At 73.2% G+C, this 21,527-nt stretch carries 22 protein-coding genes; 16 read left to right on the top strand and 6 right to left on the bottom strand.

Annotated elements, in window-relative coordinates:
• Positions 1-15 precede the first annotated feature (15 nt).
• Together EBO35_RS06030 and EBO35_RS06025 are read right to left on the bottom strand one after the other, a co-directional pair.
• The gene (locus EBO35_RS06030; RefSeq protein ID WP_122816919.1) at positions 16-573 is read right to left on the bottom strand and encodes a mycothiol transferase; all 558 of its coding nucleotides are present in this window, start codon (positions 571-573) and stop codon (positions 16-18) included.
• Positions 570-1,478, bottom strand: coding sequence for a metallophosphoesterase family protein (locus tag EBO35_RS06025; RefSeq protein ID WP_164477842.1), 909 nt, complete (start codon positions 1,476-1,478; stop codon positions 570-572). The genes EBO35_RS06030 and EBO35_RS06025 overlap by 4 nt, the downstream gene beginning before the upstream one ends.
• Before the next feature lie 188 nt (positions 1,479-1,666).
• Between EBO35_RS06025 and EBO35_RS06020 the strand changes: the two genes are divergently transcribed.
• On the top strand, positions 1,667-2,074 hold the full coding sequence (locus EBO35_RS06020; protein ID WP_122816917.1) for a YciI family protein: 408 nt from the start codon (positions 1,667-1,669) through the stop codon (positions 2,072-2,074).
• Positions 2,071-3,276 (top strand): RNA polymerase sigma factor, encoded by a 1,206-nt coding sequence (locus tag EBO35_RS06015; RefSeq protein WP_241153884.1) that lies wholly within the window; start codon positions 2,071-2,073, stop codon positions 3,274-3,276. The genes EBO35_RS06020 and EBO35_RS06015 overlap by 4 nt, the downstream gene beginning before the upstream one ends.
• Here the strand turns inward: EBO35_RS06015 and EBO35_RS06010 are convergent.
• Positions 3,200-4,264 (bottom strand): helix-turn-helix transcriptional regulator, encoded by a 1,065-nt coding sequence (locus tag EBO35_RS06010; protein ID WP_122816916.1) that lies wholly within the window; start codon positions 4,262-4,264, stop codon positions 3,200-3,202. The two genes, EBO35_RS06015 and EBO35_RS06010, sit on opposite strands and share 77 nt — an antisense overlap.
• A gap of 124 nt (positions 4,265-4,388) precedes the next feature.
• On the opposite strand from EBO35_RS06010, the gene EBO35_RS06005 reads away from it, so the two are divergent.
• Positions 4,389-4,814, top strand: coding sequence for a VOC family protein (locus EBO35_RS06005; protein WP_122816915.1), 426 nt, complete (start codon positions 4,389-4,391; stop codon positions 4,812-4,814).
• 61 nt (positions 4,815-4,875) lie between these two features.
• On the opposite strand, the gene EBO35_RS06000 is transcribed toward EBO35_RS06005, so the two are convergent.
• On the bottom strand, positions 4,876-6,270 hold the full coding sequence (locus EBO35_RS06000) for an exonuclease/endonuclease/phosphatase family protein (protein WP_122816914.1): 1,395 nt from the start codon (positions 6,268-6,270) through the stop codon (positions 4,876-4,878).
• Between the two features lie 150 nt (positions 6,271-6,420).
• Between EBO35_RS06000 and EBO35_RS05995 the strand changes: the two genes are divergently transcribed.
• Both EBO35_RS05995 and EBO35_RS05990 read left to right on the top strand, forming a co-directional pair.
• The gene (locus EBO35_RS05995) at positions 6,421-8,547 is read left to right on the top strand and encodes an acyltransferase family protein (protein ID WP_164477841.1); all 2,127 of its coding nucleotides are present in this window, start codon (positions 6,421-6,423) and stop codon (positions 8,545-8,547) included.
• Between the two features lie 351 nt (positions 8,548-8,898).
• Positions 8,899-9,948, top strand: coding sequence for a beta propeller repeat protein (locus EBO35_RS05990; RefSeq protein ID WP_164477840.1), 1,050 nt, complete (start codon positions 8,899-8,901; stop codon positions 9,946-9,948).
• A gap of 31 nt (positions 9,949-9,979) precedes the next feature.
• On the opposite strand, the gene EBO35_RS05985 is transcribed toward EBO35_RS05990, so the two are convergent.
• Entirely contained in the window at positions 9,980-10,510 is a 531-nt protein-coding gene (locus tag EBO35_RS05985) for an ATP-binding protein (RefSeq protein WP_122816911.1), read from the bottom strand.
• Between the two features lie 131 nt (positions 10,511-10,641).
• On the opposite strand from EBO35_RS05985, the gene EBO35_RS05980 reads away from it, so the two are divergent.
• The 11 genes from EBO35_RS05980 (at position 10,642) to EBO35_RS05930 (ending at position 19,977) form a co-directional block, all read left to right on the top strand.
• Positions 10,642-11,289, top strand: a complete 648-nt coding sequence (locus EBO35_RS05980) for a DUF2867 domain-containing protein (protein WP_122816910.1) — start codon at positions 10,642-10,644, stop codon at positions 11,287-11,289.
• Positions 11,289-11,717, top strand: a complete 429-nt coding sequence (locus EBO35_RS05975) for a PaaI family thioesterase (RefSeq protein ID WP_122819372.1) — start codon at positions 11,289-11,291, stop codon at positions 11,715-11,717. The genes EBO35_RS05980 and EBO35_RS05975 overlap by 1 nt, the downstream gene beginning before the upstream one ends.
• A gap of 29 nt (positions 11,718-11,746) precedes the next feature.
• Positions 11,747-12,196, top strand: coding sequence for an SRPBCC family protein (locus tag EBO35_RS05970; protein WP_122816909.1), 450 nt, complete (start codon positions 11,747-11,749; stop codon positions 12,194-12,196).
• 20 nt (positions 12,197-12,216) lie between these two features.
• The gene (locus EBO35_RS05965) at positions 12,217-12,855 is read left to right on the top strand and encodes a TetR/AcrR family transcriptional regulator (protein ID WP_206422688.1); all 639 of its coding nucleotides are present in this window, start codon (positions 12,217-12,219) and stop codon (positions 12,853-12,855) included.
• 135 nt (positions 12,856-12,990) lie between these two features.
• On the top strand, positions 12,991-13,881 hold the full coding sequence (locus EBO35_RS19895; protein WP_122816907.1) for a resuscitation-promoting factor: 891 nt from the start codon (positions 12,991-12,993) through the stop codon (positions 13,879-13,881).
• Positions 13,882-14,044: 163 nt separating this feature from the next.
• On the top strand, positions 14,045-15,385 hold the full coding sequence (locus tag EBO35_RS05955) for a nicotinate phosphoribosyltransferase (RefSeq protein ID WP_122816906.1): 1,341 nt from the start codon (positions 14,045-14,047) through the stop codon (positions 15,383-15,385).
• 24 nt (positions 15,386-15,409) lie between these two features.
• Complete coding sequence (locus EBO35_RS05950; protein ID WP_122816905.1) at positions 15,410-16,027, top strand: isochorismatase family protein; 618 nt, start codon at positions 15,410-15,412, stop codon at positions 16,025-16,027.
• 63 nt (positions 16,028-16,090) lie between these two features.
• The gene (locus EBO35_RS05945) at positions 16,091-16,972 is read left to right on the top strand and encodes an NUDIX hydrolase (protein ID WP_164477839.1); all 882 of its coding nucleotides are present in this window, start codon (positions 16,091-16,093) and stop codon (positions 16,970-16,972) included.
• Positions 16,969-17,778, top strand: a complete 810-nt coding sequence (gene nadE / locus EBO35_RS05940; RefSeq protein WP_122816904.1) for an ammonia-dependent NAD(+) synthetase — start codon at positions 16,969-16,971, stop codon at positions 17,776-17,778. The genes EBO35_RS05945 and nadE overlap by 4 nt, the downstream gene beginning before the upstream one ends.
• 194 nt (positions 17,779-17,972) lie before the next feature.
• Positions 17,973-19,238 carry an HNH endonuclease signature motif containing protein gene (locus EBO35_RS05935; RefSeq protein ID WP_122816903.1) on the top strand — a complete coding sequence of 422 codons (1,266 nt, stop codon included), beginning with the start codon at positions 17,973-17,975 and terminating at the stop codon, positions 19,236-19,238.
• Between the two features lie 58 nt (positions 19,239-19,296).
• Entirely contained in the window at positions 19,297-19,977 is a 681-nt protein-coding gene (locus tag EBO35_RS05930; RefSeq protein WP_122816902.1) for a hypothetical protein, read from the top strand.
• Positions 19,978-20,203: 226 nt separating this feature from the next.
• On the opposite strand, the gene EBO35_RS05925 is transcribed toward EBO35_RS05930, so the two are convergent.
• Positions 20,204-21,349: a hypothetical protein gene (locus tag EBO35_RS05925; RefSeq protein WP_122816901.1), complete on the bottom strand. Its 1,146-nt coding sequence runs from the start codon at positions 21,347-21,349 to the stop codon at positions 20,204-20,206.
• Positions 21,350-21,527 lie beyond the last annotated feature (178 nt).

Below are 21,527 nucleotides of genomic sequence, written 5' to 3'. Positions count from 1 at the left end.
CCTCGGGGTCCGCGGCTACCGGCGCTCCTCGAGCAGCTCCACGACGACGTCGAGCTGGCCGGCGTGCCGGGCGTACTCGGCCAGGACGTGGAAGCAGATCCACTCCAGCGTGGGCGGCTGCGCCCCGAAGCGGCCACCGGAGCGGCCCGGCTCCCCCAGGTCGTGGTCGCGCAGCACGGCCCGGGTGCGCTCGCCCTGGGCCCGGAGGCGCTCGGCGACGGCCTCGGCCGTCAGGCCCTCCGGCACCCGCCAGCGGGCCTCCGCGGCGACCACGTCGGTGTCCTCCCACGGCTCCTCACGGTTCCAGTCGCCCCACGGCTGCGCGACCTCCTCGCCGAGGAAGCCCCAGACGAACCAGCGCTGCTCCATGTGGACCAGGTGGTGCAGCAGCTCCAGCGGGGTCCAGCCGGACGGCAGCAGCGCCGCGCGCTGCTCCTGCTCGGAGAGCGACGTCACCGCCCCGATGCAGTCCTCGCGGACCCAGTCCAGGTAGTCCGACCACCGGCGCGCGCCGGCCGCGCCGGTCTTGGGCGGCTCAGCCGGGTTCCGCGACACCCGGTGGTCCTCGCTCATCGGCCGGTCCCCGCTGACCCGTCCCGGAAGCCGGCCGGGTCGGCGACGTACACCTGCTGCCCGACCTCCGCGTCCCGCGCGTGCAGGACGTGGAAGGACGGGGAGAACGGCCCACCCAGGTCGACCACTGTCGCGCCGGCGCCACGGACGGCGCGGACCACGTCGGACGCCGCGGTCAGGTCGATGCGGGTCACCACGCCGGGCGTCACCCACACCGGCACCCCGGCGAGCTGCCCGCCGAGCTGCAGATGGAAGTGGCCGCAGAGGACGGCGACCACGTCGGTGCCCGCGATCACCTCGGCCAGCTCGTCGCGGTTGTGCAGCCCGCCCGGGCGCATCCAGGGCGCGGACTGGGTGTGGATGGGCGGGTGGTGCAGGGCGAGGACGGTCCCGGCCGGGGCCGGGTCGCGCAGCAGCCCGCGCAACGCGCTGAGCTGCCGCCGGCTCACCACCCCGTGGACGGCGCCGGGGACCAGGCTGTCCAGGGTGACCACGCGCAAGCCGCCGACCATGCTCACCGCCGCGCGCTCCCCCTCGGACCCGCCTGGCCCGTCGAGCCCGTCGAGCCCGTCGAGCATGACCCCGACGTCGGCGCCGGTGTCGTCGAGGTGCCCGGTCCCCAGCGCCAGCGTGAATCCCGGGCGCCGGTCGTGGTTGCCGGTCGTGTAGACGTGTGGGATGCCGCGGGAGGCGGCGAAGCGGCCCACCCGCTCGCGGACCGCGGCGCACCCCTCGGCCGAGCCGTCGTCGGCGACGTCGCCGGTCACCAGCACGAGGTCGAGGTTCGGCAGGTGCCGGCAGTCGTGCAGGAGCCCGTCCAGCGCGGCGAGGGCGTCGACATCGTGCTGGTCGCGGCCGGTGGCGCCCGCATGCGTGTCGGAGAGGTGCAGGATCCGGTGCGGCACCACGGTCTCCTGTCCACGCCCGTCGTCCCCGCCCGTCCGGGCCGGTGTGCTGCCGAGGCTAGGCGCATGTGGCCCTCGTGCCCACTAGATTCCGAGACGGGCCGCCCTCGATGTCGAGGACCGGCCGACGGCTCCGTCCCAGCAGTGAGCGCGGCCATCCGGGGCCGCACCGCATCGAGGAGGACACCATGGCCAAGTACCTGCTGCTCAAGCACTACCGCGGCGGACCCGAGCCGCGCTTCGACGTACCGATGGACCGGTGGACCGAGCAGGAGATCTCCGACCACGTCCAGTACATGAGCGACTTCGCCGCACGCCTGGAGAGCACCGGCGAGTACGTCGACGGGCAGGCCCTCTCCCCCGCGGGCACCTTCGTCCGCTACGACGGCGAGGGGCGGCCGCCGGTGACCGACGGCCCGTTCGCGGAGACCAAGGACCTGATCGCCGGGTGGATGGTCATCGACGTCGACGACTACGACCGCGCCCTGGAGCTGGCCGGCGAGCTCTCCGCGGCCCCGGGCGCCGGCGGGAAGCCGCTGGAGGAGTGGCTGGAGATCCGCCCGTTCCTCACCCAGCCGCCCACCGTCACCCCGTGACCTCGGGCCTGGGACCCGGCGAGGTGGACGAGCCGCTGGTGCGGGCGCTCACGCCGTCGGTGATCGGGGTCCTCGTCCGCCGCGGAGCCGACTTCGCGGCGGCCGAGGACGCCGTCCAGGACGCGCTGCTCGAAGCCGTCCGCACCTGGCCGCCGAGCCCGCCGCGCGACCCGAAGGCCTGGCTGGTCGCGGTGGCGTGGCGCCGGTTCCTCGACGCCACGCGCGCCGAGGCCTCCCGGCGCCGGCGTGAGGAGCGGGTGGAGGACGAGCCGCCGCCCGGGCCGGGCAGTCCGCGCGACGACACCCTGCAGCTCTACTTCCTGTGCGCCCACCCCTCGCTTTCCCCGGCGTCGGCGGTCGCGCTGACGCTGCGGGCCGTGGGCGGCCTGAGCACCCGGCAGATCGCGCAGGCCTACCTCGTCCCCGAGGCCACGATGGCGCAGCGGATCAGCCGCGCCAAGCGGACCGTCTCCGGCGTCCGGTTCGACCAGCCCGGGGATGTCGCCACGGTGCTGCGGGTGCTGTACCTCGTCTTCAACGAGGGCTACTCCGGCGACGTCGACCTGGCCGCCGAGGCCATCCGCCTGACCCGCCAGCTGGCCGGCACCATCGACCACCCGGAGGTCGCCGGGCTGCTCGCGCTGATGCTGCTCCACCACGCCCGGCGACCGGCCCGCACCGCGCCCGACGGCAGCCTGGTGCCGCTCGCCGAGCAGGACCGCGACCGGTGGGACGTCCGGCGGGTCGCCGAGGGCATCGCCATCCTCCAGGCCGCCCTGGCCCGGGACCGGCTGGGCGAGTTCCAGGCCCAGGCGGCGATCGCCGCCCTGCACGCCGACGCCCGCACCGCCGAGGAGACCGACTGGGTGCAGATCGTGGAGTGGTACGACGAGCTGGTCCGGCTCACCGGCAGCCCGATCGCCCGCCTCAACCGCGCGGTGGCCCTCGGCGAGGCGGACGGGGCGCGCGCCGGGCTGGCGGCATTGGCGGAGCTGGACCCGGCGCTGCCCCGGTACGCCGCCGTCGCGGCCCACCTCCACGAGCGCGACGGCGACGTCGCGGGCGCCGCCCGGCTGTACGCCGAGGCCGCCCACCGGGCGGCCGACCTCGCCGAGCGCGACCACCTCACCCGGCAGGCGGCCCGCCTGAACGCCGGTCAGCCCGGCCGGGACGGGCCGGGACCCGCTCGGCGGCGCGGGTGAACCGGGCGGCGGTGCGGGCGAGCTCGGCGCGGAGCTCGGGCGGGCCGACCACCTCCAGCTCGGCGTCGTACCGCCCGATCAGCGCCACCAGGCCGGCCCAGGACCAGGAGCCCACGACCAGACGGCACCGATCCGGGCCCAGGGCCTCGACCAGGCCGTCGTGGGCGTACGGCGCCACCTCGCCGGCGGGCAGGTCGATCAGGACCTCGCCCCGGCAGGGCCAGTCGTCGCGGCGGGTCGACCCGCGGAACCGCCCGGCGAGGAAGGTGCCGACGTCGACCCCGTCCGGGAGCTCGCGGGGCGCGAACCGGGGACCGAGGGGCGTCCGCGGTGAGATCCGGTCGGCCCGGAACACCCGCCAGCCCGCTCGGTCCGAGTCCCAGCCCACGAGGTACCAGCGCCCAGCCCGGGTCACGACGTGGTGCGGCTCGACCCGGCGCGGCGGCCGGCCGGCGTCCGGGTCGACGTCCGGGTCGGGGGAGCCGTCCGCCGAGACGTCCGCGGGTGCGTAGTCGAACCGGACCACCTCGCGGCTGCGCACGGCCCCGGCGAGCGTGACGAGGACCTGCGGATCCACCCGGGCCGCCGCCGCACCGGCACGCGGGCCCACGGCCGAGACCTGCACCGCGTCGATCCGGTGGCGCAGCCGGGACGGCATCACCTGGCGCACCGTGGCCAGCGCGCGGGCGGCGTCCTCGCCGACCTCCGCGCCGGAGCCGGCGGCGGTCCGCAGCGCGACGGCCAGCGCGACCGCCTGGCCGTCGTCGAAGAGCAGCGGCGGCAGCTCGGCGCCGGCCTGCAGCCGGTAGCCGCCGTCGGGACCCTTGACGGCCCCGATCGGATAACCGAGCTCCCGGAGCCGCTCCACGTCACGGCGCACCGTGCGCTCGCTGACCTCGAGTCGCTCGGCCAGCAGCTGGCCGGGCCAGTCGCGGCGCGACTGGAGCAGGGACAGCAGCGCCAGCAGTCGTCCGGAGGTCGTCGCCATGGCTCCAGAGTGCCCGAAGTACAGGACACATCCTGTCCGTTACTACCGGCAGTGTCGGAGCAGCAGGCCGACCGGCCGCGACCGACCCGGGTCCCTAGACCCGCAGGACAACAGAGGAACGTCCATGACCATCAGCACCGTCCCCCACCTCAACTTCCGCGGCCAGGCCCGCGCCGCGCTGGAGTTCTACCGGTCCGTGTTCGGCGGCGACCTGGTCGCCGTCACCTACCAGGACGCTCACAGCGTCGAGCGCCCCGACGAGGCCGACCAGGTCATGTGGGGCCAGGTCGTCTCCGGCGACGGCTTCCACGTGATGGCCTACGACGTGCCGTCCTCACGGCCGTGGAGCCCGGGCCAGGCGCCGTACTTCGTCTCGGTGCGGGGCCAGGACGCCGAGGAGGTCGCGGCGTACTGGCACCGGCTGGCCGCCGGAGCGACTGTCGTCGTCCCGCTGGCGCCCGCCGGCTGGGCACCGCTCTACGGGATGCTGACCGACCGGTTCGGCGTCACCTGGGTCCTCGACGTCGCCGCCGAGCACGTGCCCGTCTGAGCGACACGCTCGACCCCGCTCGACACCGCGCGACATCAGGGGGTGCCGCGCTGCCGCCGGGTCAGCCCAGCGGCAGCGTGGCCACCTGCATGAAGTGGTCGGAGGCGACGTCCTTCTTGTGCCGGTAGGCCATGTTCCACAGGCCGCAGGAACCCTGGACCGGGCCGAGGCTCATCACGTAGTCGCGGCGGTACGGCGAGGGTCGGACCGGGAAGTTGAACCCGTGGCCGGTGCCGTACTTGGAGTTCACCAGGTTCCGGGTCGCGAACGCGTCGTAGAACCCGGCCGCGAGCATCGCGCGGTGCACGTTGTTGCTCGGCTTGGTGTTCACGGTGGAGTTGAAGTCGCCCGCGACGAAGACCTGCCCGCCCCCGGCGGCCAGGCTCCGGGCCAGCGCGATCACCTTCTGGGTCTGCCGGCCCCGGATCTTGTAGGCCTTGCGGCTCTCGCCGACCATGAGGTGGACCGAGACCAGGTGGAAGGCCCGGCCGCTGGCGCGGTCGCGCAGCTGGACCCACGGCGTCCACGCGTTCGGCACACCGCTGGGGTCGGTGACGCTGGCGACGCCCGTGCCCAGCTGGTCGAAGCGGGCGGCGTCGTAGATCAGCCGGGTCCCGACGTAGCCGCGGCCACCCTCGGAGTACGGGTCGTCGGAGGCGGCGCGCCACTGGCCGGAGGACCCCGCGGCGGCGTTGAGCCGGCTGACGATCCACTGCCACTGGCGCTGGGGGCCGTAGCCCTGGCCCCCGTTGCTGCCGGCCTCCTGCAGGGCGACCGCGCCGGACCCGCTGCGCAGGATGGTCGAGACGACGCGCGGACCCCGGTGCTGCCAGGTGAACCCCGCGCCGAGCTTCTTGTCGTGGCGCCAGCCGCGGACGTTGAAGGTCCCGACCTTGACCTGCGGCCCGGCCGGGCACTCCGCCCCGAGCGACGCCTGGATCCACTTGGTGGGGCTGTTGCCGGTCCGCCCGTTGGTGCGCTTGACCAGGACCTGCACGAACGTGAAGTTCCCCGACGCCGGCGTCGCGTTGACGTTGTGCGGGACCACGACCGACTGCTTGGTCCGCTTCACCTTGAAGCCCCGCACGGTGTTGTACTTCTGCCGGTTGCCGGAGGTGCGCACCACGAACCGCTTGATCTTCTTGGCCTTCGTGGGCCGCTTCCAGGAGACCCGGATCCGGTTGCCCTCGACGTTGCTCAGGCTCACCTTGAGGAACCCGGAGCCGTTCGCGGGACTGCCCGCGGCCCGGCCGGTGGGGTTGCGCTGCTTCGCGCGAGCGTCCGCGCGCTCGGCGGCCTGCTGGGCCGACCACGACGCCGACGACGCCGCCGACGACGCCGCCGACGACGACGGGGCGAGCGGGGCCGCGCCGGCCGGGGAGGCCGCGAGCAGGCCCAGGCCGAGCGCTCCGGTGAGCATCGGCGCGGCGAGGCGGACGAGGACCGATCCGGTCATGGGGGTGCTCCGTAGGTGGGGGGCCGGGGGGCGGACATACCGAAGTTGGAGGAGAGCAGCCGAGATTAGCCGAGCGTTTCGACGCACCCCAGCCGATGCTCGTCGCATGCCACCGATCCGGCGACAGATCGTGACAGCATGAGGCCAGTCATGCGACCAGGTGACTCGGCATCTGCACCCACCTACCGTCCCGACATCGAGGGCCTGCGGGCCATCGCCATCGGGACCGTTCTGCTGTACCACGCCGGGCTGCCCTGGGTGCCGGGCGGCTTCGTCGGCGTCGACGTCTTCTTCGTGATCTCCGGCTTCCTGATCACCTCGCTGATGGTCCGCGAGGTGGACCGCACCGGGCGGATCAGCCTGCCCGCCTTCTGGGCGCGCCGGGCCCGGCGACTGCTGCCCGCCGGCACGCTCGTGCTCGCGTTCTGCGCGGTGCTGACCTGGCTGGTGCTTCCGGTGACCAGCCGGCGCGAGTTCGGCGGCGACATCGTGAGCGCCGCGACGTACGTCGTGAACTGGCGGCTGGCCTACCGCGAGGTCGACTACCTCAACGCCGACCTCGGCCCCTCCCCCGTGCAGCACTTCTGGTCGCTGGCGGTCGAGGAGCAGTTCTACCTGGTCTGGCCGTGCCTGCTCGCAGCCCTGGTGCTGCTGGCCCGGGCCCGGTGGCGGGCCGCCGCGGTGGCGCTCCTGACGCTGGTGACCATCAGCTCCTTCGCCTTCGCCGTGTACTACGCGGAGGTCCAGCCCGGTCTGGCGTTCTTCGTCTCCACCACCCGCGCCTGGGAGCTCGGGGTCGGGGCGCTGCTGGCGCTGGGCCTGCCCCGGCTCCAGCAGCTGCGCGGGGCGCTGCGGGCCCTGCTGGGGTGGGTCGGGCTGGCCGCCATCGCCGCGGCGGCGCTGGTCCTCGACGACGCGACCACCTGGCCCGGCACCGCGACGGCGCTGCCGGTGCTCGGCACCGCCGCCCTGATCCTGGCCGGCGCCGGCCCGGCCTCCCGGGCCGTGCCCTGGGGCCCGCACCGGCTCCTCGGCATCGCGCCGGCGGTGTGGATCGGCGGGCTGTCGTACTCGATCTATCTGTGGCACTGGCCGTTCGTGGTGGCCGCCGATGCCCTCGCCGGCGAGCACCGGATCCGCTGGACGGTGCTGGCGGCCGTCCTGTCGCTGATCCCGGCATGGCTGTCCTACACCTTCGTGGAGAACCCGATCCGGCGCGGCCGCCTGGTCCGCTCGACCCGCGCGGCGCTGTCGATGGGGCTGGTGGTCTCGGCGGCCTCGGCGGTCGCGGGCGCCGCGGTGATCACCTCGGTCACGCTCGCGTCGCCGGTGGACCGGGCCTCGGCCGGGGAGGCCCCCGGGGCGGCGGCCCTGCTCGAGCGCGACGCGCAGCGGACCCGCTGGTCCCAGGTGCGCTCGGTCGACAGCATGCGCCCCTCGCCGCTCGACGACGCCGTGAGCGACACTCCCGCGGTCTACACCGAGACCGACTGCATCGTCGGGCTCACCGACTCCGAGGTCCGGCGCTGCGAGCTCGGCGACGTCGACAGCGAGCGCACCATCGCCCTGGTCGGCGACTCCAAGGCGGCGCAGTGGACCGGCCCGGTGGACGCGCTCGCGCGCGGCGCGGGGTGGCGGGTGCTGCTGATGGTGAAGAACGGCTGCACGTTCGCCAACGCCCCCACCCTGCACCAGGGCAAGCCCAAGCCGTCGTGCAACGAGTGGCGCGAGCAGGTGATCGACGAGCTGATCGAGCTGCAGCCGGACTACGTGCTGACCTCGACCCGGGCCGACGACGCGCTCCCGCCGGGCGGGGAGACCGAGGAGGACGCCACCTTCGACGCGTTGGTCGACGGCCTCAGCGACTACTGGTCGACCCTCGAGGACAGCGGGGTGCCGGTGCTCGCCATCCTCGACAACCCCTCACCGGGCCTGCAGGTCACCGAGTGCATCGCCGACAACCTCGACAACCTGACCGCCTGCACCTTTCCCAAGCAGACGGGCATCCAGCGCTCCGGTGCGCCCGCGCAGCGCGCCGCCGCCGAGCGCGTCCCGGGCGTCGAGCTGCTCGACCTGACCGACACCGTCTGCCCCGACGAGGACACCTGTCCCCCGCTGGTCGGCAACGTGATGGTCTACCGGTCCGGCTCCCACGTCGGCAACACCTATGCGATGACCGCCCAGCGGCAGCTCGCCGAGGCCCTGTGGGCGGCCACCGACGGCGATCTCGGCACCGCCCCGGCGAACCGCGCCGCGCCCGCCGGCAGCGACTCCTGACGACAGCCGCCCTGGCGGCCGCGACCGGGGCCTGACGGCCGTTCCACGTGGACGACGTCCCCGGGGGGGCTTGCCGGAATCCGTCGCGGCTGGGTCCGCGATGCCCTACGGTCGTCCGCAGTCCACCGGCGGCCCGCACGTGCCCCTACCCCCGAAGGCCTGGCGATGACCCACCCCCACGGCCCCGGCCGCGTGTCCCGGTGGACGCCACGGCTCGGACGAACTGCTGTCCTCGCGGGTGCGCTCTTCACGGCCGCGGCCGTGGCCGCCGTGGCCGTCGCGAGCCTCGGAAGCGGTGCCGGCTCCCACGGGGTTCCCGAGCCGCCCCCGCCCGGGCCGACGCCGGCGGCCGTGACGGGCGCCCCCGCCCAGCAGTTGTCCGCCGACTCGGTGGTCGACCACCCCGAGGCCCAGCTGCTCGAGCTGGTCGTGGCCCCGGGCAGCGCGGCGGCTCGCGCGACCGTGTGGCAGGTGTGCCTGGACGACGGCTGCCAGCGCAGCCAGCGGTCGATCGCGGTGACCGGCGACGGCTTCCGGACGAGGTGGGTCACGGCCGTGCCGAGGGGCGCCCAGCCGACCCTCGCCGCCCTCTCTCGCCGGGCCTTCTACGTCGGCTGGAGCCGGCGGGCCCAGCTGGTGGTGCACACCGACGGCCGCACGGTCCCGGTCCGCGACGACGGCACGCGCGGGCCGGTGACGGACCGCGAGACGCTCGTGCCCACTCCCGACGGGCAGCCTCGGGCGCTGGATCCACGTACCGCCCGGATGCACCGGGTGCCGACCCCGCGCGGGACGGTCTCGCTGGCGCACCAGCCGGACGGCACGCTGCTGGGCGTCGTTCCCGGCGGGCCGGCGAGGACGAGCCGTGCTGTGTGGTCGTCCGACGGTGGGGCCAGCTGGCGCGACGAGGTGCTCGCGACGGAGCCGGGCGCTCTGCTGGCGCCGGTGCCGACCGCGCGGCCCGGCGTCCTGGCCCTCGTCGAGGGTGGGGACGGGGCGACGCTCTTCCCGTTCGAGCGGCTGCACCGCTCGCAGGACGGGGGCGCCAGCTGGGAGAGCGTCGATCTGCCGGGCGAGCCCCGGGCCTACCTGACGGGCGCGGCCGTCCTGCCGGACGGCCGCCTGCTGGCCGGCATCGAGGCCTGGAGCGACGACCGCCTTCACCGGCCCAGCGCCCGGCCGCTGGGGCTGTACCTCAGCGCGGGCCCGGACTGGGCCCGCCTGGCCCCGGCGCGCGTCGGCGCCCCGTTCACGGCCAGGAACGAGCCGGGCACCTATCGGCAGGTCGCGATGGACACGACCGCGGACGGGGTCGCCGTCTACGCCCAGCCCGGCACCGCGGACCAGCTGTACGTCTCCCGTGACGGCGGGCGGCGGTGGCGGGAGCTGGCCGCCCGATAGCCCCCTCGCGGCCCCGCCCCCGCCGCCAGCCTCACAGGCGCGGCGCGACGGCCAGGTGGATCTGCCGCGCGACGTCCGCAGCGCCGTGGGTGCCGGTGTCGATCACCAGGTCGGCGCTCGGAGCGAGCCAGTCGAGCGCCGTCTGGTAGGCGTCCACGTGCCGGTGCCGCCAGGGCCGGATCCGCTCCGGCTCGTCCTGGTCGGCGTCGATGCGGGCGTGCAGGGTCTGGGCGTCGGCGTCCAGGACCACGTGGAAGACGTCGTGCCCGAGCCCGGCCAGTCCGGCGCGGATCTCCTGCCAGTACTCCTCGACCAGCACCGACTGCGCGGCGACGAGATGCTGCCCGGTGACCCGGACCAGCTCGTCCGCGACCACCGGGACGAGCCGGCGCCAGGACGGGTAGTGCTGGAAGTCGCTCACCTCGTGGTCGGCCAGGTTGGTGGCGAGCAGGTAGCCGACCCACTCGGGGTCGAAGGCACGCAGCCGGTCGCTGAGCGTCACGAGCCGGCCGCTCGTCGTCGTCTTGCCCGCACCGAACGCCCCGTTGAGCCACACGATCATGGCCGAGAACCTAGGGCCATCGGTGCCGGTCCCGGGTTCCGCCGACGGCGAACCGCCCGGCGTACCAAATGGTACATTCGATCGAACGGGCCGTCCGCGCCCGCCATCCACCGAGAGCAGCGAGGCGAACGATGAAGCCCACCCGAAGACTCTTCCCCGCCGCCCACCAGGTCCGGCCCTGGCTGATCCACACGGTCGCGCCCGACTTCGCGCTCGAGGACGTGTGGGCCATCGAGACCCACGGCTCGGACGCGGACTTCGCCACGCTGCTCGACGCCTTCGTCGACGACGACTTCCCCGACAGCGCGCCAGCCGTCGTGCGCGCCCTGTGGAACGCGCGCTGGGCGATCGGCCGGGCGTTGCGCTGGGACCGTCCGGACGCCGGGGTCGGCGCCCGGGTCGCATCGCTGCGCGACCGGCTCCCCGACGATCTGCGGCACGCACCGCCCGGCCGCGAGCTTTCCGGCGTGCCGTTCTCCACGCTGTACGAGACGAGCGACGAGTGGGCCGCCGAGATGGCGAACCACACGGTCCACACGGTCATGCACCTCGGCTGGGTCCCGGACGGGGCCGGGGGGCACCGGGGCCAGATGGCGGTGCTGGTCCGCCCCAACGGGCTGCTCGGACGGGTCTACCTCGCGCTGATCAAGCCACTGCGCCACTGGGTGGTCTATCCGGCACTGCTGCGCGGCATCGAGAGGCGCTGGCAGGCCGGTCGCCGACGTCCCGCAGACCCGACGCCGTGGGCGTCGGGACCGGCGATCCGGACGACCCGCTGATGAGCACCTCCCCCACGTACGACGAGGCGAGCCAGGTCCTCGGCGCGCAGCCGTTCAGCCGACTCCTGGGAGCCCGGCTGTCCCGGTTCGACGAGGGCCGGGCGACGCTCGAGATCCCCCTGCGCCCCGAGCACCGACAGCAGGACGGCTTCGCGCACGGCGGCCTGGTCGCCTACAGCGCCGACAACGCGATGACCTTCGCCGGCGGCTCGGTGCTCGGAGCCCGGGTGCTCACGGCGTCGATGACTATCGACTACCTGGCGCCGGCCCGGGGCGACGTCCTGCGCGCCGAGGCGGAGGTGCGGCACCGCAGCGATCGCCAGGCGATCTGCGACTGCACGGTGTCCACGCGGATCGACGGCGAGTGGGCGGTCTGCGCGGTGGCGCGCGGCCGGATCCGAACGACGTCCCCCTCCCCCAGCAGCTGACCCGAACCCACCTTTCACCGGAGGCCACCATGGCGACGCAGTACCGCACGAGAACCCGCATCGACGCGCCGATCACCACCGTTTGGGGGCTGCTCGCCGATGTCGAGCGGATGCCCGACTGGACCCCGTCCATCAAGAAGGTGACACTCCTCGCGGGCACCGGGCTGGCGGTGGGCACGAGCGTGGAGATGCGCCAGCCGCGGATGCCGGCGATGACCTGGACCATCGACGAGGTCACGCCGATGCGGCACTTCCGCTGGTGGGCCCGGATCGGCGGCGTCGCGACGTACGCCGACCACTGGCTGGAGCCCCGCGCGGACGGCAGGAAGGTCGAGGTGCGGTTCGCCGTCCGGCAGACCGGGCCGATGGCCGGACTGGTGGGCGCCCTCACCATGCGCCGTACCGCCCGCTACGTGGACCAGGAGATCAACGGCCTGAAGCAGGCGAGCGAGGCGGCTGTCGCCCGCGACCTGCGATGAGCGTCAACTACCCTGACGGCGTGCCGGAGACCGAAGGGACCCCAGGGTCGGAGGCCGGGTTGGAGGCGGGGTCGAAGGCAGGGTCGCAGGCAGCGAGCCCCCGACAGCGTCTGCTGACCGCGACCGTCGAGCTGATGGCCGAGCAGGGCAGCAGCGGGTGGACCCTGCGCCGCCTGGCCGAGGCCATCGGCACCAGCCACCGCATGGTCATCTACCACTTCGGCTCCCTGGACGGCCTGCTGGTCGCGGTCGTGCAGGAGGTCGAGGCACACCAGCGGGAGCGGCGGGCCAAGCTCGCCGTCGAGCACCCCGACCCCATCGCCGCCGCCCGGGTGCTGTGGCAGGAGCTCTCCGCTCCGGAGACCGGGCCGCACGAGCGGCTCTTCTTCGAGCTGTACGCCGCCGGGCTCCAGGGCCGCGGGGCCACGGCAGCCCTCCCGCAGGCCTCCGTCGAGGAGTGGCTCGAGCCGCTGACCGGCATGTTCGCGACAGCCACCGGGGACGAGCAGAACGCCGCCGTCGACGCGCGGCTCGGGATCGCGGTCGTCCGCGGGCTGCTGCTCGACCTGCTCGCCACCGGGGACCGGAGCGCCGTGACCGCGGCGCACGAGCGCTACCTGAGCCTGTACGCGCCCCTGGCGGAGCCCGACGGCAGCTGATCCGCAACCGCCGGTCGGCTAGGTCCGCCGCGCTACGTTCGAAGACTGTGCCGTGAGCCGGGTGCACGACGCTCGCCATGGCCTTCCGTCCGGCCTGGCAGCCGCCAGGTGTCCCCACCGAACGAGGTCTGACTCTTGCGCGTCCGACATACGTCCCGCACCACCACCAGCAGCACGACCAACAGCTCAACCAGCACCACCAGCACCAGCGACCGCCGCAGCCGCGGCCGGCTCGGCCCGGTCCCCGCGATCGTCGTCGCCGTCGCCGCGACCCTCTCCCTCGGCTCCGCCCCGGCGTACGCCGAGGAGCCGGCCGCACCGGCCCCCGCATCCACCGCCGACGCCGGCAAGCAGGTCCGGCTGGTCGTCGGCACCGAGCCCGCCCGAATCGTGACGACCACCGCCACCCGCCCCGTCGCGGTCGCGCGCGGCGCCGGCGTCCGGGTCAGCCGCCTGGACAAGGTGGCACTGCGCCGCAACGGCGACAAGGTCCGGGCCCAGAGCAAGAAGCGGGTCCGCGACGCCGACACCGTGAAGGTGATCCGGATCAAGGCCCACGTCAAGGTCGCCCGGCACGAGATCAAGCCGCGCACCGTGACCCGGAAGACCACCAAGCTCGCCCCCGGCAAGCGCAAGGTCGTCGCCCAGGGCCGCCACGGCGTCCGCCAGGTGCGGATCGTGCGCTGGACCCGCAACAGCGAGCGCTTCGACACCACCGTCAAGCGCCGCGTCGTCAAGCAGCCCGCCCCGCGGCGGGTCCTGGTCGGCACGAAGGCACGCTCCGTGCCCGGCACCGGCCACCTGAACTGGGGCGCGCTCGCCAACTGCGAGTCCTCCGGGAACCCGCGCGCGGTCAACCCGGCCGGCTACTACGGGCTCTACCAGTTCAACGTCGCCACCTGGCGTGGCGTCGGCGGCAAGGGCATGCCCCACCAGGCCGCCGCCGGCGAGCAGACCCACCGCGCCAAGATCCTCTACTCCCAGCGCGGCCGCTCCCCGTGGCCGAACTGCGGACGGCTTCTCTAAGGCAAGCCGCTCGACCAGTCGCCCTCCCCGCTCCCTGGAGCGGGGAGGGCGACTGTCGTTCGGGGGCGTGACGCAGGACACGCCAGCGAACTTCCGCGAGGTTATTGTCAGATTGACAGTATCTAGTTATTGTCATCATGACATCAACCCGTAGGAGGCCCCGATGCCCACCACGATCGCCGCTCCGGCCGGACGCCGGCTCCCCGACGTCGCTCCCGCCGCCAGCACGGCCCTGCTCACCGACCAGTACGAGCTGACGATGCTGCGCGCGGCCATCGCCAACGGGACCGCGCAGCGGCACTGCGTCTTCGAGGCCTTCGCCCGGCACCTGCCCCGCGGTCGCCGCTACGGCGTCGTGGCCGGGCTGGACCGGATCCTGGAGGCCGTCGAGGCGTTCACCTTCTCCCCCGACCAGGTCCTCTCGCTGCTCGAGCGCGAGGTCATCGACATCCCGACCGCGAAGTGGCTGTCCGGCTACCGCTTCACCGGGACCATCCACGCCTACCCCGAGGGCGAGCTGTACTTCGGCGGCTCCCCGGTCCTGCGCGTCGAGGGCACCTTCGGCGAGTGCGTGCTGCTGGAGACGCTGATCCTCTCGATCCTCAACCACGACGTCGCGATCGCCTCCGCCGCCTCCCGCATGGTCAACGCCGCCGGCGGCCGCACGCTGCTGGAGATGGGCTCGCGCCGCACCCACGAGGAGGCGGCCGTGGCCGCGGCCCGCGCGGCGTACGTCGCCGGCTTCGACGCCACCAGCAACCTGCAGGCCTGCTACCGGTACGGCGTGCCGGCCGTCGGCACCAGCGCCCACGCGTTCACGCTGGCCCACGACACCGAGACCGAGGCGTTCGCGGCCCAGGTCGCCACGCTCGGACGCTCGACCACGCTGCTCGTCGACACCTACGACACCGAGCAGGGCATCCGCAACGCGGTCGCCGTCGCCGGCACCGGCCTCGGCGGCGTCCGCATCGACTCCGGCGACCTGGAGGTCGAGGCGGTCCGCGCCCGGCGCCTGCTCGACGAGCTGGGCGCCACCGGCGCCCGGGTGGTCCTCACCGGCGACCTGGACGAGTACCGCATCGGCGACCTCGCCGACGCCCCCGTCGACGTCTACGGCGTCGGCACCCGCCTGGTGACCGGGTCGGGGCACCCGACGGCCTCGATGGTCTACAAGCTGGTCGCCATCTCCCCCGACGAGACCGACCGCGACCTGCGTCCGGTCGCGAAGAACGCACCCGGCAAGGCCTCGGTCGGCGGTCGCAAGACCGCGCGCCGCCTGCTCAACGAGAACGGCATCGCCACCCGCGAGGAGGTGCTGCCCGAGGACGCCGTGCGCACCCCGCAGGCTCCCGGCCGCGACCTGCAGGTCCTCGTGTACGCCGACGGCGTGCGCCTGCACCGGCCGACGCTCGAGCAGAGCCGCGCGCTCCACCGGCGGGCGCTGGCCGAGCTCGACCCCGCCGCCCTGGACATCACCGACGGCCCCGCCGCCCTCAGCGCCTGACCCACTCCCGAGAGGATCACTCCCATGCCCACTCTGCCCATCGCCCCGAGCACCGCCCTGATCATCGTCGACGTCCAGCCCACCTTCTGCGAGGGCGGGGAGCTGCCCGTCGAGGGCGGCAACGAGGTTGCAGCGGCCGTCGCCGCGTACCTCCACGCGTCCCGCCCCGACTACGAGCTCGTCGTCACCACCCAGGACCGGCACATCGACCCCGGGGCGCACTTCTCCGACGCCCCCGACTTCGTCGACAGCTGGCCCGCGCACGGTGTCGCCGGCACCGAGAACGCCGAGATCCACCCCGCGACCGCCGAGGCGCTGGCGACTCTCGGCGGCGCGGACCTCACGATCCACAAGGGCGCGTACGCCGCGGCGTACTCCGGCTTCGACGGCACCGACCAGGCCGGCACCCCGCTCGCCGAGGCGCTGCGCGAGCGCGGGGTGGAGGCGGTCGACGTGTGCGGCATCGCGGAGAGCCACTGCGTCAAGGAGACCGTGCTGGACGCCGTGCGGGCCGGGCTGCGCACCCGGCTCCTGGTCGACTTGACAGTCCCGGTGACCGCCGAGCTCGGCGCCGCGGCCCGCGCGGAGATGCGCTCGGCGGGGGCCGAGGAGATCCGCACCGGCCACGGCCTGGACCGCTGAGCGGACCGGGACCCGGGCACCATGGGACCGACGACCGCACCATCCACCGCTGAGGAACCCACCATGTCCCCGACCGACCGGCTGCCGGCGTACGTCCCCGAGAGCGAGGAGGAGGCCGAATACCTGCGCGGCTACGACCCCTCGGCGTACCCGAGCACGTTCACGACGGCCGACATCATCGTCCTCACCATCCGCAACGGCGAGCTGAGCCTGCCGCTGGTCAAGCGCAAGGGGTTCCCGTACCGGGGCAGGTGGGCGCTGCCCGGCGGCTTCGTGGAGCCGGACGAGACGCTGTACGAGGCCGCGCTGCGCGAGCTGCAGGAGGAGACCGGGATGACCAGCCCGCGCGGTCACCTCGAGCAGCTCCAGACCTACGGCGACCCGCACCGCGACCCGCGCGGCCGGATCATCTCGGTGGCCTACCTCGCGATGATCCCCCACCTGGAGACCCCGACGTTCGGCTCCGACGCCGAGGACGCCCGGTTCTGGGCGGTCCGGGACCTGGTCGAGGAGCAGGTCCCGCTGGCCTTCGACCACGCCCGGATCCTCGCCGACGCCCTCGAGCGGGCCGCCGCGAAGCTCGAGTACACGACGCTGGCGACGGCGTTCTGCGAGCCGACGTTCACCAAGGGCGACCTGCGCCGGGTCTACGACATCGTCTGGGACACCAAGCTCCCGGCCTCGAACTTCCACCGCAAGGTGTCCAAGTCCCACGGCTTCGTCGAGGAGCTCGACGACAAGCGCCCCTCGGGCCCCGCCGGCGGCGCTCCCAGCACGCTGCTGCGAGCCGGCGGCGCGGCGTCGCTCCACCCCCCGATCATGCGGCCTTACCGCGGCCGGCTGTACGAGGGCCGGCTGGACACCGGGACCCTCGTGCGCACGGACCACAGCACTGGCAACAGCACTGGCAGCCCCGACCCGACCGAGACCGAGGACCCCTCATGAGCACCCGGCAGCAGGAGATCATCGACGCGCTCGGCGTCGCGGAGTCCATCGATCCGCAGGCCGAGGCCGAGCGGCGCATCGGGTTCCTCGCCGACTACCTGGCCCGGTCCGGGGCCGGCGGCTACGTGCTGGGGATCAGCGGCGGGGTCGACTCGACGGTGGCCGGCAAGCTGGCGCAGGAGGCCTGCCGCCGCGCCGGGGCGGCGTTCACCGCCGTCCGGCTGCCCTACCACTCCCAGCGTGACGAGGCGGACGCCCAGGCCGCGCTGGCGTTCATCGCCCCCGACCGCACGGTCACCGTCGACATCGGCGCCTCGGTCGACGCGATGCAGGACGCCGTCACCGACGGCATCGCCGGGGTGCTCCCGCCCGTGACCCGGGCCGCCGAGGACTTCAACCGCGGCAACGTGAAGGCCCGGGCGCGGATGATCGCCCAGTACGCCGTCGCCGCCCACGCCTCCTCGCTCGTGGTCGGCACCGACCATGCCGCGGAGGCGGTGATGGGGTTCTTCACCAAGCACGGCGACGGGGCCTGCGACGTCACCCCGCTCGCCGGGCTGACCAAGTCCCAGGTGCGCGCGCTCGGCACGTTCCTGCGGGCCCCGGCCGCGCTGGTCGAGAAGACGCCGACGGCCGACCTCGAGGACGACCGCCCGGGCCTTCCGGACGAGGTCGCCTACGGGATCACCTACGCCCAGATCGACGCTTACCTGACCGGGCAGGACGTGGGCGAGGACGTGGCCACGGTGATCGAAGCCGCCTACGGCCGCACGATGCACAAGCGCCAGCTCCCCGCGGCCCCCTGACGCCGACCCGGCAGTTCTGGTCGGTGGATGGGCGCCGACCCGGCAGTTCTGGTCGCGCCCGTGGCGCCGACCCGGCCGTTCTGGTCGCGCCGGTTGCCGACCCGACTGGTCCCGCCGGGTTGTTGTCCACAGGGGGTCTGACCTGGGCAAACAGGCGATCAGAACTGTCGGCGGTCGGTGGTGTAGTAGGTCACATGACGGCAGCGTTCGCACCCCGGTCCGGGCACCCGGTGGCCCGGGCGGTGGCGTGCGTGCACGAGGCGCTGGACGTCGTTGCGGACGCCCCGGTGTGGTCGCTGGACGCCGCCGAGGCGGGGGCCGCGCTGCTGGACCTGACCGCCGAGATCGCCCGGCTCCAGGAGCTGCGGCTCCGGGTCGCGGCCCACGCCCACACCGTCGAGGTGGGTGGCACGGTGGGTGCGACGAGTACGGCGAACTGGTGGGCCCACGAGGCCCGGCTGACCCGCCCCGAGACCCACCGCATGATGCGGCTGGCCCGGTCGTTGGACACCCCGCGCCACGACCCGGTCCGGGAGGCGCTGGCCACCGGCCGGGTCCATCTCGATCAGGCGCAGGTGGTCGTGGACGCGGTCGACGACCTGCCTGCGGAGTACGTCGACGGGGACACTCGACTACGGGCCGAGGAGTTCCTCCTCGGCCAGGCGCGCCATCACGACGCCATCGCGCTACGCAGACTGGGCAAGCGGCTGATCGAGGTCATCGCCCCCGAGCACGCCGACGCCGTTGAGGCCGCCCGGCTGGAACGAGAGGAGGCCGCGGCCCGGGCTGCCGCCCGGCTCACGATGACTGATGACGGGCACGGCAAGACCCACGGCCGGTTCACGATCCCGACCCACCACGCGGCAATGCTCCGCACCGCGCTCCTCGCGCTCGCGGCCCCGAAGCACCAGCACGCGGTGAACGGCGCCGGCACGTCAGCCGAGCGGCGGCCGGGTCCGGAGCGGATGGGCCAGGCGTTCTGCGAGTACCTCGAGCGCTACCCGACCGACCGGCTCCCCGACGCTGGCGGGACGGCCGCGACGATCGTGGTCACGATGGAGATGGAGTCGCTGGTCGGCGGACTGCGGGCCGCGCAGCTGCACACCGGCGAGACCATCTCCGCCAGCGAGGCCCGGCGGCTGGCCTGTCAGGCCGGGATCGTCCCCGCCGTCCTCGACGGCGCCGGTCAGCCCCTCGACGTGGGCCGCACCCGGCGGCTCTTCACCAAGGCCCAGCGGATCGCGATGGCACTGCGTGACGGCGGCTGCACCGCGGAGGGCTGCGACTGGCCACCGGGACTGTGTCACGGCCACCACGTCATCCCCTGGCACCTGGGCGGCGACACGAGTCTGACCAACGGCCGGCTGCTCTGCCCCCGCCACCACGCCCGCGCCCACGACCCGGCGTACGAGACCCGGACCCTGCCCGGCGGGAAGATCGCCTTCCACCGACGGTGCTAGACCGACGACGACGGCCCGCTCAGCGCTGGCGGTTCGTCGATCCCGCTAGCGTGGTTGCGTGAGCCACGTCACCTCGGTCCCGGTCCGGCCCCATGTTCCGGGACCCGTCATCGTCCTGAACGTGACGGCCAAGGCCTTCCTCCTGGTCCTGCTGTTCACCGCGATCCGGCACCCCGAGCTCGGCCACCTCGAGGGCAAGGGCGCCACCGCCCGGGCGGTCGGCTATCCGCTGATGGCGTTCGTGATCCCGGCCGCCTGGTTCCTGCGATGGCGTCGCCGGATGACGTTCCCGTGGGTCGTGGACCTGATGGCGACCCTGACCTGCTTCACGGACACGCTGGGCAACCGGATGGACCTCTACGACAGCTTCCGGTGGTTCGACGACATCATGCACTTCGTCAACACCGGCGTGCTGACCGCTGCGTTCATCCTCCTCACCCTGCCGCCACGCGCGACCCTGGGACAGGTGCTCGAGCGCTCCCTCGCCTTCGGCGTCACCGCGGCGCTCGCCTGGGAGATCGCCGAGTACTACGCGTTCCTCAGCACTTCGGGCAACGTGGACCGGTACGCCGACACGCTGGGCGACCTCGCGCTCGGTTCGCTCGGATCGGTGGCCGCCGGGCTGCTCGTGCACTGGGCCTGGCAGCACCACCGCCTCCTGACGGCGGGGCCCCAGCCCCTGGCGGGCGCTGCGGCGGCCGACGTACGCCCACCGGACAGCCTGGAACCGTGGCGCTGAGCCGGGACCAGCACGAGCGCGCGCCGTGTCTAGCAAACAAGGCGCCGCGCTGCCCGACAAGGACTGCCATTCCCGGGATACGACTTCGGGACAACGGCCGCTCTTCCTGCGGCTGCCTTCGACTCCTCAGCCGATCAGGTGACCAACCGACCGGGCAGGTCAAGGTGTCACCTATCCGTGCAGCAGACCCAACTTGCCTAGAGCAGGGACAGACTGCTCGACACGTTCAACCGTCGACCACGCGCCCAGTCCTGGCGGGCCCGGTGACCTTAAACGTCTGCCAAGAGCCGTCAGCGTAGAACAGAGCGGCCTCACGTGCGTCGCTTCGGTCTTGGCGCTGGGTCAGTGGTTGCCTCATGCCCACCAGCGCCTTGCCGATGGTGATGTGCTCGGGAAGTGGCCCGTTGACCAGCAGGCCCGGGTATGTCAAAACAGGAGACTCCTGACAGTCGTCACCGGCATCGACATCGTGACGGTTGCTGCGGGCGTTGAAGTGCGCCTTCGCTGCGATGCAAAACATCGCAGCGTAGGTGTGTGCGATGAGAGCTGCTTGGGCCAGGAGAACATCGGGACTCAGCCGTAGGGTGGTGCTCTCCAGTGCAGATCCTTGCTTGCGTGGCCCGGGGGTGGCGAGAAACTGCAGCACGGTGCGGTCGAAGAGGTTGACTGCTCCGTCCCCTTTAAGAGCGGATTGCGGTATGTATCCGCGCTCGTCGGGACCGCCGGTCACCAAAGTGACGAGGTAGTCGTCGCGGATGCGAACGCCCAGACCGTGCTTGAACTTGTTGTGCGCCGCAGATACGTCAAGTGGACCCTGCTCAAACAACTGAATGGAGAAGTTGAACCACTCCGCGAACGTAGTGACACCCGAGATGATGTTCGGATCGTCTCTGTTGGTCGCATCGGCCGGGTACACGAGGTCGCGGAACTGCTCCCACCTATCGGCGTTAATGCTGAAGCCTTCGCGAATACCCTTCAAAACATCACCCATGGCGGTGGGGGTGGCTTCCACGTCTGCCCAGACGCTCGGTCTCCCGAGACCGTTGCGGCGCCGGATAAGAACGTAGGCCAGACGGAGAAGCGTCTCGGCGGCGTGGTGGCGGACGGCGAAGGCGTCGATAGCGGTCTGTAATCTGCGGGCCTGCAAGGTGGGGCTGCGGTATGTCTTGGCGACCTCACCAACCAGCTTATCGAACTGTGATGGCTCCGAAGCCGGTTGCGGTTCGTCGTCGACATGCTCGGAGATCAGTCCGTTGAGGAGGCTGGAGATACGCGCTGTGAAGTATCCGAGGGGGTCTGCGGCGAAGTAAATGTCATCGAGCCGTCGGGCGACGTCTGGGGCGAGCTCTGGTCCAATTGGCGGCGGGAACATGTCGAGCAGGCTAGGTCACACCTCAGACATCAACAGGCTGCGGAAAGACACGATCCCAGAGAGGAGGCTTCGAGTTCGTCGTTCGCGGATGCGACCCCTACGCGAACAAGCCCCATGTTCGGGAGGGTGACCCACGCCGAGTCCGCGTGCTTACTAGGACCCGCTCGGCCGGTTTGCA

Origin of the sequence: Nocardioides pantholopis (assembly GCF_003710085.1) — a bacterium.
In the GTDB taxonomy this organism is placed as follows: domain Bacteria; phylum Actinomycetota; class Actinomycetes; order Propionibacteriales; family Nocardioidaceae; genus Nocardioides; species Nocardioides pantholopis.
This window is presented reverse-complemented; position numbering and strand designations above follow the sequence as displayed.

Coding starts and splice junctions, on each gene's coding strand:
- EBO35_RS06030 (WP_122816919.1), bottom strand. CDS start 573: ATGAGCGAGGACCACCGGGTGTCGCGGAACCCGGCTGAGCCGCCCAAG.
- EBO35_RS06020 (WP_122816917.1), top strand. CDS start 1,667: ATGGCCAAGTACCTGCTGCTCAAGCACTACCGCGGCGGACCCGAGCCG.
- EBO35_RS06010 (WP_122816916.1), bottom strand. CDS start 4,264: ATGGCGACGACCTCCGGACGACTGCTGGCGCTGCTGTCCCTGCTCCAG.
- EBO35_RS06005 (WP_122816915.1), top strand. CDS start 4,389: ATGACCATCAGCACCGTCCCCCACCTCAACTTCCGCGGCCAGGCCCGC.
- EBO35_RS06000 (WP_122816914.1), bottom strand. CDS start 6,270: ATGACCGGATCGGTCCTCGTCCGCCTCGCCGCGCCGATGCTCACCGGA.
- EBO35_RS05995 (WP_164477841.1), top strand. CDS start 6,421: ATGCGACCAGGTGACTCGGCATCTGCACCCACCTACCGTCCCGACATC.
- EBO35_RS05985 (WP_122816911.1), bottom strand. CDS start 10,510: ATGATCGTGTGGCTCAACGGGGCGTTCGGTGCGGGCAAGACGACGACG.
- EBO35_RS05980 (WP_122816910.1), top strand. CDS start 10,642: ATGAAGCCCACCCGAAGACTCTTCCCCGCCGCCCACCAGGTCCGGCCC.
- EBO35_RS05975 (WP_122819372.1), top strand. CDS start 11,289: ATGAGCACCTCCCCCACGTACGACGAGGCGAGCCAGGTCCTCGGCGCG.
- EBO35_RS05970 (WP_122816909.1), top strand. CDS start 11,747: ATGGCGACGCAGTACCGCACGAGAACCCGCATCGACGCGCCGATCACC.
- EBO35_RS05955 (WP_122816906.1), top strand. CDS start 14,045: ATGCCCACCACGATCGCCGCTCCGGCCGGACGCCGGCTCCCCGACGTC.
- EBO35_RS05950 (WP_122816905.1), top strand. CDS start 15,410: ATGCCCACTCTGCCCATCGCCCCGAGCACCGCCCTGATCATCGTCGAC.
- EBO35_RS05945 (WP_164477839.1), top strand. CDS start 16,091: ATGTCCCCGACCGACCGGCTGCCGGCGTACGTCCCCGAGAGCGAGGAG.
- nadE (WP_122816904.1), top strand. CDS start 16,969: ATGAGCACCCGGCAGCAGGAGATCATCGACGCGCTCGGCGTCGCGGAG.
- EBO35_RS05935 (WP_122816903.1), top strand. CDS start 17,973: ATGACGGCAGCGTTCGCACCCCGGTCCGGGCACCCGGTGGCCCGGGCG.
- EBO35_RS05925 (WP_122816901.1), bottom strand. CDS start 21,349: ATGTTCCCGCCGCCAATTGGACCAGAGCTCGCCCCAGACGTCGCCCGA.